Annotated in this window: 11 protein-coding genes; 7 read left to right on the top strand and 4 right to left on the bottom strand. The window is 74.2% G+C overall.

Going from position 1 to position 12,139, the window contains the following annotated elements:
- Positions 1-7: 7 nt before the first annotated feature.
- Positions 8-544 (bottom strand): MarR family winged helix-turn-helix transcriptional regulator, encoded by a 537-nt coding sequence (locus ACIGG8_RS14425; RefSeq protein WP_396548056.1) that lies wholly within the window; start codon positions 542-544, stop codon positions 8-10.
- A gap of 371 nt (positions 545-915) precedes the next feature.
- Here ACIGG8_RS14425 and ACIGG8_RS14420 point away from each other — a divergent pair, with 371 nt between their 5' ends.
- From ACIGG8_RS14420 to ACIGG8_RS14410, 3 genes are all read left to right on the top strand, one after another.
- On the top strand, positions 916-2,115 hold the full coding sequence (locus ACIGG8_RS14420) for a cytochrome P450 (protein ID WP_396548055.1): 1,200 nt from the start codon (positions 916-918) through the stop codon (positions 2,113-2,115).
- Between the two features lie 104 nt (positions 2,116-2,219).
- A complete protein-coding gene (locus ACIGG8_RS14415) occupies positions 2,220-2,417 on the top strand; it encodes a 4Fe-4S domain-containing protein (RefSeq protein ID WP_350520416.1) in 198 nt (65 codons plus the stop codon).
- Positions 2,414-3,613, top strand: coding sequence for an NAD(P)/FAD-dependent oxidoreductase (locus tag ACIGG8_RS14410; RefSeq protein ID WP_396548052.1), 1,200 nt, complete (start codon positions 2,414-2,416; stop codon positions 3,611-3,613). Before ACIGG8_RS14415 ends, ACIGG8_RS14410 begins: the two co-directional genes overlap by 4 nt.
- Before the next feature lie 210 nt (positions 3,614-3,823).
- On the opposite strand, the gene ACIGG8_RS14405 is transcribed toward ACIGG8_RS14410, so the two are convergent.
- Positions 3,824-4,789 (bottom strand): molybdopterin-dependent oxidoreductase, encoded by a 966-nt coding sequence (locus ACIGG8_RS14405; RefSeq protein WP_396548050.1) that lies wholly within the window; start codon positions 4,787-4,789, stop codon positions 3,824-3,826.
- A 280-nt stretch (positions 4,790-5,069) separates the two neighbouring features.
- On the opposite strand from ACIGG8_RS14405, the gene ACIGG8_RS14400 reads away from it, so the two are divergent.
- The gene (locus ACIGG8_RS14400; RefSeq protein WP_396548048.1) at positions 5,070-6,809 is read left to right on the top strand and encodes a hypothetical protein; all 1,740 of its coding nucleotides are present in this window, start codon (positions 5,070-5,072) and stop codon (positions 6,807-6,809) included.
- A gap of 30 nt (positions 6,810-6,839) precedes the next feature.
- Positions 6,840-7,199: an STAS/SEC14 domain-containing protein gene (locus ACIGG8_RS14395; protein WP_396548046.1), complete on the top strand. Its 360-nt coding sequence runs from the start codon at positions 6,840-6,842 to the stop codon at positions 7,197-7,199.
- 46 nt (positions 7,200-7,245) lie between these two features.
- On the opposite strand, the gene ACIGG8_RS14390 is transcribed toward ACIGG8_RS14395, so the two are convergent.
- Together ACIGG8_RS14390 and ACIGG8_RS14385 are read right to left on the bottom strand one after the other, a co-directional pair.
- On the bottom strand, positions 7,246-8,208 hold the full coding sequence (locus ACIGG8_RS14390) for a Tn7 transposase TnsA N-terminal domain-containing protein (protein WP_396548044.1): 963 nt from the start codon (positions 8,206-8,208) through the stop codon (positions 7,246-7,248).
- 188 nt (positions 8,209-8,396) lie between these two features.
- Complete coding sequence (locus ACIGG8_RS14385; RefSeq protein WP_396548042.1) at positions 8,397-9,071, bottom strand: MBL fold metallo-hydrolase; 675 nt, start codon at positions 9,069-9,071, stop codon at positions 8,397-8,399.
- Positions 9,072-9,247: 176 nt separating this feature from the next.
- On the opposite strand from ACIGG8_RS14385, the gene ACIGG8_RS14380 reads away from it, so the two are divergent.
- Together ACIGG8_RS14380 and ACIGG8_RS14375 are read left to right on the top strand one after the other, a co-directional pair.
- A complete protein-coding gene (locus tag ACIGG8_RS14380) occupies positions 9,248-10,177 on the top strand; it encodes an aminoglycoside phosphotransferase family protein (RefSeq protein ID WP_396548040.1) in 930 nt (309 codons plus the stop codon).
- A 111-nt stretch (positions 10,178-10,288) separates the two neighbouring features.
- On the top strand, positions 10,289-12,013 hold the full coding sequence (locus tag ACIGG8_RS14375) for a PucR family transcriptional regulator (RefSeq protein WP_396548038.1): 1,725 nt from the start codon (positions 10,289-10,291) through the stop codon (positions 12,011-12,013).
- Positions 12,014-12,139 lie beyond the last annotated feature (126 nt).

Genomic DNA, 12,139 nt, shown 5'->3' with positions numbered 1-12,139 from the left:
AGCCGGGTCAGGCGCTGGTCTCCGTCTGGCGCGAGCAGGGGAGCGGCCCGTCCTCGGAGCACATGGTGGTCCGGACGCGCTGCACGTAGCGGTGCACCAGGTGGCGCAGCACGTGGACGGTGGCGGCGACGTCCGGGTCCGGGACGCCGTCGAGGGCGTCGGCGAGCCCGGTGATGTTGGCCTGTTTCAGTCGGTCGAGTACGGCCCGTCCCTCGGCGGTGAGTTCGACCTGGCGGGCCCGCCGGTCCGTCGCGTCCCGGGTGCGTTCCACCAGCTGCTGGCCCTGCAGGCGGTCGATCTGCCGGGTGACGTGGGAGGGCTTGACCATCAGCCGGTCGGCGAGGTCGCCGATCCGGCTGGCGCCGTCGGCCTCGGAGAGCGCGCGCAGCAGGTAGATGTCCGAGCGGGCGGCGGTGATCCCGGCCCGGGCCGTCTGACGTTCGTGCTGCTGTGTACGCGTCAGCAGGTAGGCCAGGGTGGCCAGTACGGCCTCCAGGTCCGAGGCGGTGGTCCGTTCGTCTTCGGGGTCTTCGGCGTCCGGCATGGGGGAACTGTAGCGATCCGGTGCGGGCCGTGAGGGTGGCCCGGGGGTCCGACCGGATTTCGGACAGATTCGTTCGCTGGGGGGACGGGGCCTTTCGTTGCAACGGAGTGCGAGTTAGCGTGACGGTGAGTTAGTTGCTTAGGGCACGTAAATGGCCCCGGTTGCACCTCGGCCGCACCACCCCCACGGCGCCACCCACGGCACAGAGCACGCCGCACACAGCGCACTGCACAGCACAGCACTGCACTGCACACCGCACAGCACTGCACACCGCACAGCACACCGCACACGGCACACCCCCACGCGGCGCCACCAGCTGCGCCACGCAGGCCCGAGCTGGCGACACCCAGCTCCGAGAAGGGAGCCCCCTCATGGCCACGGCCGCCCAGACCCCCGGCATCACCCACCCCGCCGCCCGCGGCGCCTGCCCCTTCGACCCGCCCCCCGCCTACCAGCAGGCCCGCCAGGAGGAGCCGGTCACCCGCGTCTCCCTCTGGGACGGCGCGCCCAGCTGGCTGGTCACCCGCCACGAGGACGTCAAGGCCGTCCTCTCCGACGCCCGCTTCAGCTCCGACTCCACCCGCCCCGGCTTCCCGTTCATCAGCGCCGGCGCCCGGCAGCTGAACGCCGGTCAGCCCACCTTCATCAGGCTGGACGACCCCGAGCACGCGCGCCTGCGCCGGATGCTCACCGGCGAGTTCATGATCAAGAAGGTCGAGGCGATGCGCCCCGAGGTCCAGCGCATCGCCGACGACCTGCTCGACCGGATGACCGCCGGACGCACCGGCGCCGACCTCGTCCACGAGTTCGCCCTGCCGCTGCCCTCCCTGGTGATCTGCCTGCTGCTCGGAGTCCCCTACCGGGACCACGACTTCTTCCAGGAGTGCAGCCGCGTCCTGCTGCGCCGCGACTCCTCGCCCGAGGAGGTCGACGCCGCCCGGGACCGGCTGGCCGACTACCTGGTCGAGCTCACCGAGACCAAGCGCGCCGAGCCCGACGACGGCATCCTCAGCCGGCTGGTCGCCCGCGGCGAGCTCAGCACCGAGGAGATCGGCGCGATGGGCCGGCTGCTGCTGGTGGCCGGACACGAGACCACCGCGAACATGACCGCGCTGTCCGTCCTGGCCCTGCTGCGCAACCCCGACCAGCTCGACCACCTGCGCCGCCACCCGGAGTCCGTCCCCGGCGCGGTCGAGGAACTGCTGCGCTACCTGACCATCGTGCACTCCGGCCTGACCCGGGTCGCCACCGAGGACGTCGAGGTCGGCGGCGTGCGGATCCGGGCGGGCGAAGGCGTCATCTGCATGATCAGCACCGCCAACCGGGACACCCTGGAGTTCCCCGGCGGCGACGAACTCGACCTGACCCGCGACGCCCGCCGCCACCTCGCGTTCGGCTTCGGCGTCCACCAGTGCCTCGGCCAGCCGCTCGCCCGCCTGGAGCTCCAGATCGCCCTCGACACGATCCTGCGCCGACTGCCCCGACTGCGCCTGGCCGTCCCGTTCGAAGCGGTCCGCTTCCGCGGCGAGATGCTCATCTACGGCGTCCACGAGCTGCCGATCGCCTGGTGAACTCCGGCCCGCGGGCCGACAGCACCACCGATCGCCATCGTTCGCCGACCGTACAGTTCACCACCACCAGGGCCCCGACCGGCCCTGCCCCGAAGGGAACCCGCATGCTCGTCCACATCGACCAGGACAAGTGCTGCGGCGCCGGACACTGCGTCCTCGCCGCCCCCGAGGTCTTCGACCAGCGCGACGAGGACGGAATCGTCGTCCTGCTCGACGCCCGGCCGCCCGCCGACGTCCACCAGGCCGTCCAGGACGCCGCCGCCGTCTGCCCGGCCGCCGCGATCCGCCTGGAAACCGCGTGAGCGCACCGCGCCGGATCGCCGTCGTCGGAGCCGGCGCAGCCGGACTGCACACCGCCGAAGCGCTGCGCCGGGCCGGCTACGACGGCCGGCTCACCCTGATCGGGGCCGAGGACGCGCCACCGTACGACCGGCCGCCGCTGTCCAAGCACCTGCTCTCCGGACAGTGGCAGCCCGAGCGGCTCACCCTGCGCGACCCCCGGGCCCTGGAGGAGCTCCGGCTCGACCTGCGCCTGGGGGTGCCCGCCCGGCGCCTGGACCGCCGCACCCGCACCGTCCACCTCGCCGACGGCCGGGAGGTGCCCTGCGACGCGGTCGTCATCGCCACCGGGGTCCGCCCGCGCCGGCTGCCCGGCGCCGAGACCCCGCTCGCCGGCGCGCACGTGCTGCGCACCCTCGCCGACGCCCTCGCCCTGCGCGAGGACCTTCGCGCCGGGGGCCGGCTGCTCGTGGTCGGCGGCGGACTGCTCGGCGCCGAGGCGGCGGCCACCGCCGTCGGACTCGGCGCCGAGGTCACCTGGCTGGTGTCCACCGACACCCCGCTGGCCGCGGTCCTGGGCACCGAGACCGCCGCCCTGCTCACCGGCCTGCACCGCGAACACGGCGTACGGATCCACCGGGGAGCGGCCACCGGCCTGCTGCACCGCGACGGCCGCGCCACCGGCGTACGGCTGGCCGACGGCACCGACCTCGTGGCCGACACCGTCCTGATGGCCGTCGGTTCCGAACCCGCCACCGACTGGCTGGCCGGCAGCGGCCTGCGGCTGGACGACGGCGTGGTCTGCGACGCCCACTGCGCCGCCGGGCCCGGCGTCTGGGCGGCCGGCGACGCCGCCTCCTGGCCGGACCCGCACACCGGCCGCCACCGGCGTCTCGAACAGCGCACCAACGCCACCGACCAGGCCCTGCTCGTCGCCCGGAACCTGCTGGCCGGGCCGGACGGGACCCGGCAGGCCTACACCCCGGTCCCGTACCTGTGGACCGACCAGTACGGGCTGCGGATCCAGGCGTACGGCCGCCCCGGCGACGCCGACCGCTTCGAACCGGTCGAAGGCAGCGTGGCGGAGCACCGCTTCGCCGCCGCCTGCGTCCGCGACGGGCGGGTCGTCGGCGCGGTCGGGATCGCCGCCGCCCGTGCCCTGCGCGGGCTGCGCAGCCAGGTCGCGGCGCACGGCCCCTGGCCGCCCGGGGAGGCCTGACCCCGCACGGCCGGGACACCCTCGACCGGATCCGCCGCGAACGCTCCGCCCTCGTGGCCCGGCGCAGCACCCGTCTGACCCCCGACCAGTGCCGGCAGTTGGAGGAGGCCCTCCCGCTCCTGGAACTGCTCCTCGACGAACCCGACCCACCCCGCCCCCCGGCCGCGTAGCGGCCCCGGGCCCGGCCGACGCCGGGCCCCGGGCCGGACGTCAGACCCGGGCCGGCTGCCCACCCGACTCGGCGACGACGTGTATCTCATGGACGGCGTTCCGGTCGCCCGTGAGCGGCTGGACGCGCCCGGCGGAGTCGGTGGCCCGGCAGCGGATGCGGTGCCGGCCCGGGGCGAGGTCGTGGCGCAGGCGGAAGCGCTGCCAGGCCGGGTCCGGGCCGCGCCGGTCGAGCGCGGCGGGCTGCCAGTCACCGTCGTCCACGGCGATCTCGACGGACGTCACCTCGCTGGAACTCCAGGCGTAGCCCGCGAGTTCGCAGCTCCCGGCCGGGACGGTGCGCCCGTCGCCCGGGGTGAGCAGCTTGCTGCTGACGTCCTTCTCCCGCACCGGCCGGGACTCGCGCTCGCCGGGCAGGACGCGGGTGTACAGGCGGGTGGTGAAGAGGTGGTCGGGGCGGTCGGCGGCCAGCACGATCCGGCTCAGCCACTTCACCGAGTTGGTCCCGAACATCAGGGGTGCCACCGCCCGCACCGGGTAGCCGTGGTCCGGGTGCAGCGGTTCGCCGTTCATGGTGTGCGCGAGGACGACCTCGGCGCCCGCCTGCTCCACGGGGAGGTCCTTGAGGTAGCTCACGCCGCTCTCGCCCGCGAAGTCGCCGGTGTCGGCGCCCTCCAGCCAGACGTGCCGGGCCTCCGGGCGCGGGCCGGCGAGTTCCAGTACGGCGGCGAGCGGGACGCCGGCCCACTCCACGTTGGTGACGGCGCGGGTCGGCACGGTGGGGTGCAGCGGGTTGCCGAAGCACTCGTGGACGGCGGTGAACCGGCGCTGCGGCAGGCCCAGGAGGGCCGGGAGGTCCAGCCGCAGCGGCCGCTCCACCAGGCCCTCGACGGTGAGCGACCACGTCGCGGGGTCGAGCTGCGGGTGCGGCCCGAGGTGGTTGCGGACGAAGACGTCCTCGACCGGCGTGAGGAAGAGGTCGGGTGTCGCCGGATCGGTCCTGATCATTGCTCATGCCCCCGTGTCGAAAGAATCGTTGTGCGCGATCGACAGTACAAGGAGCAACTGACACCCCCCCCGGGGCGGGGGACCGGTCGGGGACCGCACGGGCACCTGTCGGGGACCGGCCGCGCGACCGGCGCCGGGTCCGCCTGGGTGATCGGCCCGGCGGCGGGAGCGGAGGCGCGGCGTGTCCGCCGGGCAGGGCGTGGCGGCTCTGCGAGCCTGTTCCGCGGCCCGCTGCCGGACGAGCCGCACACCGGCGCCGATCCGACCCGAGGAGCCCCCCTTGCCGCACCGGTCGCCCGTTCCCCGGCTGACGGCCGCTGTCGTGGCCCTGCTCCTCGCCCTCTCCGCCTGCTCCAGCGCCGGTTCCGCCTCAGGAGCGCGCCCGGCCGACGCGCACGGGAGTTCCCCGCCGGCGGACGTGGTGGCCGCGGGCGGTCCGCTGGTCGGCGATCCCACCCTCGTCCCCGGCGAGCAGTCCTGCGCGGCCGCGGAGGGCAACGCCCCGTGGTACCCGACCATCGCGGCCTTCGAGGTCCACGACTCGAACCGGACGCACCGGTACGGGTGCGCGCACTTCGGGGGCGCCCCGTCGAACAACCAGGTCTACGCCTACGGTTCGCAGCAGGTCTACGCCACGCCGTACAACATCGTGGACCGCGGCCCCGACGAGCTCTACGTCTACGGCGGCGGTTACGGCGACGGCCAGGGCGCCTCCGGCTCGTTCGTCTCGCGGGTGGAACCCGGGACGTACAACGAGGTCTGGCGCCAGGTGCTGATCAACACCAACGCGACCGACGAGTGGGACTACCCCGGTGTCCTGAACGTGCTGGCGGACGGCAGCCTGGTGGTCGTCTACGGCTACCACATCGCCCGGATCGACCCGCAGACCGGCCGGGTCCTCGCCCGGACCACGCTGCCCACCGGCCGGTCGGCCCCGCGCGACACCGCGTACAACGGCTACGACGCGCTGCCGGACGGGACCATCGTCGCCAAGACCGTCAACCGGCAACCCGGCTGCACGGAGCAGGGGTTCAGCGCCTTCCTGAACTGCCCCGACCCGACGGCCGTGCCGCCCTCGATCATGGTGGCGATCGACCCGAAGACCCTCCAGGTGATCTCCCAGGTCACGCTGCCCGAGATGATGGGCGGCCGGATCACCACGGCGACGCTCGACGGCACGCAGGAGATCTACCTGCCGGGCGCCACCAAGCTCTACCGCTACTCGTACCAGAACAACGGCTTCGCCCCCGACCCCTCGTGGGGGCCGGTGCCCTACCTCAAGGACGGGCAGACCGCCGCGTCCGCCATGGCCGTCATCAACGACTACGTCGTCGCGATGACCAACGGCGGGAAGCCGACCTCGACCCCGATGAGCGTCGTCGCCGTCTCCCAGAGCGACTCGACCAAGGTGGCCGACATCCAGCCGTTCGCCTCCAGCGGCACCAAGAACAGCTTCATCCCGTCGATGGTCTCGGTCGACCCGGAGAACGACCGCGTCTACGCGATGGACGCCGGGGCGGGCGAGCTGGCCGGGATCGACCTGTCGAACGGCACGCTGTCGGTGGCGTGGACGCAGGACCAGACGACCCTCAGCTTCACGACCCTGATCGGCCCCAAGGACCAGCGCGTGCTGATCGGGACCGACATCCCGGTGAAGTTCTTCCAGGGGCTCAAGAAGTACACCACCGAACAGGTCGTCTGGCGCCGGGCCCAGGACGGCGCCGAACTCGCCCGCTCCAGCCAACTGCCCAAGATGACCCAGGGGATCCTGGTCACGCCAGGCTACGCCGGACTGCAGTATTTCCTCACCGCGGACGGTCACGTCACCGGCCTCCAGGTCGCACCGAAGCCCGCCTCGCCGACGCCGTCCGCTCCCGGCAGTTCCGCGAAGTCGCCGTCGGCGTCACCGTCCGGGTCCCCGGCACCGTCCGGGTCGCCCGGGTCCCCGTCGCCCGTGTCATCGCCGTCCGTGTCATCGCCATCCGTGTCCCCGTCGCCCGTGCCCTCCGAGCCCTCCTGAACGGCGGCCGACGAGAGAAGGGATCCGCTCGTGATCGAGAAGCTGGACGGACTGCCGGAGAACGTCATCGGATTCGAGGCCGGTGGCAGGCTCTCTGCCGAGGACTACCGGGACGTGCTGCTGCCCGCGCTGGAGGAAGCGGCGAAGCGGGGCGCGGTGCGGTTCGTCATCGTCATCCGGGAGTTCCACGGCATGACCGGCGGCGCACTGTGGGAGGACCTCAAGATCGGGGCCGAGCACCTGCGGGCCTGGAAGCGGATCGCCCTCGTCACGGACATCGAGTGGATGACCCACGCGACGGCCCTCTTCGGGTGGATGACGCCGGGCACCACGAAGACCTTCCCGCTCGCCCAGCAGGACCGGGCGATCGCGTGGGCGGCCGAGGACTGAGCCGGCCTGACCCGGCCTGGCCCGGCGTCAGCCGCCGGGCCGGACCTCAGTCGCGGGCGGCGCGTGACCGGTCGGTCAGCCGCTGCTTCCAGCCCCTGGGGGGAGGCCAGGGCACGCCCCACGCCGCGAGCTGGTCGCGGCGCCACCCGCCGGCCGGGGTGCGGGCGGCCTCGATCTCCGCGGGGGTCGGGCACACCACCGCGTCCTGGCCCGCCGCGTCCTGGTCCACCGCCACGGTGGCCGCCGTGGCCGGCGGGGTCGCCGGACCAGGCGTGGCCGCCGGGGCGGCGGCGCGGCCGATGCTCAGCCGGAACGGCCGGGTGCGCCAGTCCCAGCCCCGGCTCAGGATCAGCGCCGCGAGGTCCATCCAGTTCGGGCGTTCCCCGCCGGCTGCGGCGACCACGTGCGGCCACCCCAGCACCGTCCCGTCTTCCAGCAACGGGCCGATGAGGCCGGCGAGCCCGGGGTCCGGCCGGTGTTCCTCCAGCAGCGCGCGGGTACGGTTCCCGTCGGTGACCAGGAGCCCCCAGCCGCGTTCGCGGCACAGCTGCGCCATGGCCCGGTACTTGGCGACGTTGACGGCGGTGGCCATCTCGAACAGCGCCTTGACCTCGACCAGGACGCAGCGCCCGTCGGTGGTGGCGACGAGCAGATCGGGGAAGTAGGTGCGCGGGCGCCCGTCGAACTCGTAGCCGATGGCCAGCGGCTGCTCCTGGTAGTACGCGATCTGCGGGGCGAACGACAGGAGTTGGATCAGGTGGAGCTCGCTCTCCGACTCGTACGCCACCGCGCGTCCGAGCTTGGGGCAGTGCCACGACCCGGAGCGCGGATCGTCGTCGTCGGCCTCGCGCAGCGCGGACAGGTCGCTGCGCGGGGGAGCGCTCTCGGGTATGCCGAACCACTCGATCCGGCCCGCCAGGCGCTCCCACCGGGCGGTGGCCCGCTCGATCCGACCCTGCCGGGTGGCCTCGCGGCGCTGTGCGTCGTGGCGCAGCGTACGGATCGTCATGGCCTGGGCCGCGAGGTTGTCGGCGGGCAGCTTGCCTGCACATTCCCCCCACGGCTTCTGACAACAGGCTGGAGCATGCCCGCGCTCCCACTCGGTGATGCGGCGGGCAGGCGTCCCCGTAGGAGTGACGCACCATCACGGGCGTCGGTTCGACGCGAAGCCCCGCCGCGACGGTCGGCGGGCCGGGGTCACAGCACGGTTGCGGCGACCGCTTCCCGCAGGGCGGCCCGTGCGCTGTGGGTGATCGGGTCGCCGTGTCCGAAGAGCGCCGTTTCGGCCTCCAACTCGGCAAGCCGGTGCAGCGACTCGACGGCTCGGGTGCGGTCGGTGTTGAAGACGCCCATCATGGTCCGGCCGACGTTGGCGACCGCGTCTCCGGTGAACAGCACCTTCGGCCCGGGCAGGTGGAGCGCGATCGACCCGTCCGTGTGTCCGGGCACGGCGACCACCACGGCCCCGCCGCCGAACTCCAGCACATCGCCGTCCTCCACCTCCCGGTCCACCCGGCAGGGCGGGGCCGCCGGCAGGGGCGGAAGCGCCGCCCTGATCGGTACCTCGAACTCCTCCAGCACGGGAGCCGCTCCGGCCTCCTGCCCCCGGATCACCGGAGCCTCCAACCGATGCGCCACCACCTCCGCGCCGTGCCGGGCGGCGAGTTCGGCAGCGGATCCCGTGTGGTCCTCGTGCCAGTGAGTCAGCACGATCCGCCGCAGTTCGCCGTCCAGCGCTTCCTCGATCCGTGCCGCGCAGTTCGCCGTGCCGGAGTCGATCAGAGTCACCTCGGAGCCGTCCCGCCACAGGTAGGCCGAACCCACCGGGAACCGGAGCATGCGTAGTCCTGGCAAAACCTCGGTCACGTCCATGGCCTCAGCATGCGTGGCCGGGCCCGGCTCCGCGTGTTTGTTCGCTGACGGCTCACCAGTGCGCGGGATGCGATCGAGGGGAGAGGCCGGTCATGGTCAGGGTCGACGATGTGATGAGCCGCCCGGGACGGACACCTGACGTGCCGGTACCGGCGGTGCCTCGGTAGGGTGCCGGGATGATCGCCGTACCGGAGGAGTTCGCGCGGAGCACCGTCGAGCGCGAGGGGGAGGCCGGGGCGCGGTGGCTCACCGAGGTGCCCGGGATCGTGGAGGAGCTGTCGGGGCGTTGGGGGTGCGTGCCGGACGGTGCGGTCATGCACGGCGGCGTCGGCGTCATCGTTCCGGTGCGGGGGCGCGGCGGGGAGCCCGCGGTGCTGAAGGTGTCGTTCCCGCATCCCGGCAACGTCCACGAGCCGGACGCGTTCGTGGCGTGGGCCGGGCGGGGCGCCGTCCATCTGCACGAACGCGACGACGCGCGGTACGCGATGCTGCTGGAGCGGGTCCGGTCCGGGACCCTGGCGGAGGTCGAGGACGGCGACGAGGTGGTGACGGTCGCCGGGCGGCTCAACCGCCGCCTGGCCGTCCCCGCGCCGCCCGGCCTGCCCCGGCTGCGCGAGCAGGCCGCGGCCTGGGAGGAGCAACTGCGCCGGGACGACGAGGAACTGGCGCGGCCGCTGCCGCGCCCGGTGCTGGACGCCGCCGTCGCGACCGTCCGGGAGCTGGGCCCGGTCCAGCCGGACACCCTCGTCCACGGCGACCTCCACGCCGGGAACATCCTGCGCGCGGGCCGCGAGCCGTGGCTCGCCGTCGACCCCAAGGGGTACGTCGGGGATCCCGCCTACGACGGCGGCACCCTGCTGAAGTCGCGCGCGCTGACGCTCCTCGACGCGGACGACCCGCGCAGGGCCGTCCAGCGCATCCTGGACGTGTTCGCCGAGGCGGCCGAACTCGACCGTGAACGCGTGCGGCGGTGGGCCCACTTCCACGCCGTCCAGGCCGCGTTCTGGGGCCGTCGGCACGGGTTCCGGATCGCCCGCGGCGGCCCGCGACTGGACTGGCTCACCGCGTTCGCCGACCGGCTGGCGGAGGTGCTCACCGAGCGGTAGCCCACGTCCCCGGTTCCGTCTCGCGGCACTACAGTGGTCGAACCGGTGGACGCCCTGGGCGAGTTGACGCCGACCCGGCCGTGGCGCGCGTGCCCTGGGGAGGGGTGGCCCATGTCCGAGACGGAACAGACGGAACAGACGGAACAGGCGGGACGAGCAGAACAGGCGGAACAGGCGGAACAGGCGGAACAGGCGGGATCGGCGGACCGGCTCGGGTCGGGGCCGACCCTGCTGAGTCTGCTGACGCTGGCGGGGGACTTCGTCGTCCCGGGCCGCCTCGCGCCGGGCGGAGCGGACCGGCCGGTGAGCCGGCTGGTCGTGCTCGACGAGCTGGAGCCGCCGGCGTCCCAGGACGATCTGCTCGTCGCGGTCGGGGTCGATCCGCACACCGAGGAGGCGGGCGCCCTCGTCCGCCGGGCGGGGGAGGCCGGCGCGGCGGCGGTGCTCTTCCGTCCGGTGGAGACCGGCTCCGGGAACGAGGCGCTGGGCGCGGCCGCCGCCGAGGCGGGGACGGCGGTGCTCTTCCGCAGCCGGTGGACGGACTGGCCGACCGTGATCGGGATCCTGCACGCGGGGCTGTCGGTGACGCCCGAACCGAGGATCGCCGGTGTGCCGCTGGGCGACCTCCCGCAGCTGGCCAAGGCGATCGCGCTCCGGGTCGGCGGCTCGGTGACGATCGAGGACACGGCGTACAACGTCCTCGCCTACTCGCCCATCGGTCAGGACGTGGACTGGGTCCGGATCTGGACCATCCTGGGGCAGAAGCCGCCGGCGCACCGGCGTGACGACCTGCGGAACGCCGGGTTCGACCGCGACCTGCTGCGCTCGGACCGGGTGCTCCACCGCAAGGCGCAGGGCGAGGCCCCCGAGCGCCTGATCGTGCTGGTCCGGGCGGGGGACGTCCCGCTGGGCTCGATCTGGGTGGCGGCGGAGGGCGAGCGGCCCCTGGACACCCCGGCCAACCGCGAGGCCCTGCGCGCCGCGGCGCGGGAGGCCGTGGCCCACCTGCTGCACGACCGCGCGCGGCGGGAGGGGCAGGACCGGCTGCTGCTGGAAGCGGTCCGGGGGCTGCTCGACGGACAGGGGTCCGCCGAACTGCTGGCGGCGCGCACCGGGCTGCCGGCGGCGGAGCGGTGCGCGGTGCTGTCGGTCGGTGCCGGGCCGGGCGGCCCGCAGGACGTCCGGGCGCGCGGCCGGCTGGTCGATGCGGCGTTCCGGCACTGCACCGGGCGCGGCGAGGTGTCGGTGGTGGTGCCCTCGGCGCGGGGCGTCCTGGTGCTGCTGGGCGGGCTGGCGAAGGACCCGGCACGGGCCCGCGAGCGGGTGGGGCTGCTGGCCGGATCGCTGGCCCGGGAGCTGTCGCGGCAGCTGGGGCTGCGGGTACGGGTGGGCGTCGGCGAGGTGCAGGACCGGCTCGACGGGGCACCCGAATCCCGGCGGACGGCCGAACTGGCGCTGGGCGGGCTGCTGTTCGGCCGGAGCGCGCCGGACGTCGCCAGGGTCGGGGAGGTCGCGGACGCCGTGGCGCTGCTGCACTTCGCGGACGCGCTGCGGGCGGCGCGACAGCTGCCGGTGGAGACGCCGGTGACGCGGCTGCTGGCGTCCACCCGCAAGGCCGAGGTCCCGCTGGTCGACACCCTGGGCGCCTTCCTGGACCAACCGGGGGAGAAGGCCAGGGCCGCGGAGGCGCTGGGCGTGGCCCGCAGCACCTACGCCCACCGCCTGGACCAGACGGTGGTGCGGGAGAGCGGCATCGACCTCGACGACCCCGACGCCCGGCTGCTGGCCCAGCTCCAACTGCTGCTGCTCAGGCGCTCGGTGGCCGACGAGGGCTGAGGCCGTCGTCCCGCGCGGGGACCTGCGGGGTGCTTGTCGCCCGCTGCGGGACTTCGTCGTCCGGTGCGAGGACGGCGCGGCACGTTCGTCGTCCGGTGCGAGGACGGCGCGGCACGTTCGTCGTCC

The sequence above is a fragment of the Kitasatospora sp. NPDC085464 genome, assembly GCF_044541955.1.
GTDB lineage: Bacteria > Actinomycetota > Actinomycetes > Streptomycetales > Streptomycetaceae > Kitasatospora.
The sequence above is the reverse complement of the archived record's forward strand: the minus strand, read 5'-3'. Positions and strand labels throughout refer to the sequence as shown.

Coding starts and splice junctions, on each gene's coding strand:
- ACIGG8_RS14425 (WP_396548056.1), bottom strand. CDS start 544: ATGCCGGACGCCGAAGACCCCGAAGACGAACGGACCACCGCCTCGGAC.
- ACIGG8_RS14420 (WP_396548055.1), top strand. CDS start 916: ATGGCCACGGCCGCCCAGACCCCCGGCATCACCCACCCCGCCGCCCGC.
- ACIGG8_RS14375 (WP_396548038.1), top strand. CDS start 10,289: ATGTCCGAGACGGAACAGACGGAACAGACGGAACAGGCGGGACGAGCA.
- ACIGG8_RS14415 (WP_350520416.1), top strand. CDS start 2,220: ATGCTCGTCCACATCGACCAGGACAAGTGCTGCGGCGCCGGACACTGC.
- ACIGG8_RS14385 (WP_396548042.1), bottom strand. CDS start 9,071: ATGGACGTGACCGAGGTTTTGCCAGGACTACGCATGCTCCGGTTCCCG.
- ACIGG8_RS14380 (WP_396548040.1), top strand. CDS start 9,248: ATGATCGCCGTACCGGAGGAGTTCGCGCGGAGCACCGTCGAGCGCGAG.
- ACIGG8_RS14390 (WP_396548044.1), bottom strand. CDS start 8,208: ATGACGATCCGTACGCTGCGCCACGACGCACAGCGCCGCGAGGCCACC.
- ACIGG8_RS14405 (WP_396548050.1), bottom strand. CDS start 4,789: ATGATCAGGACCGATCCGGCGACACCCGACCTCTTCCTCACGCCGGTC.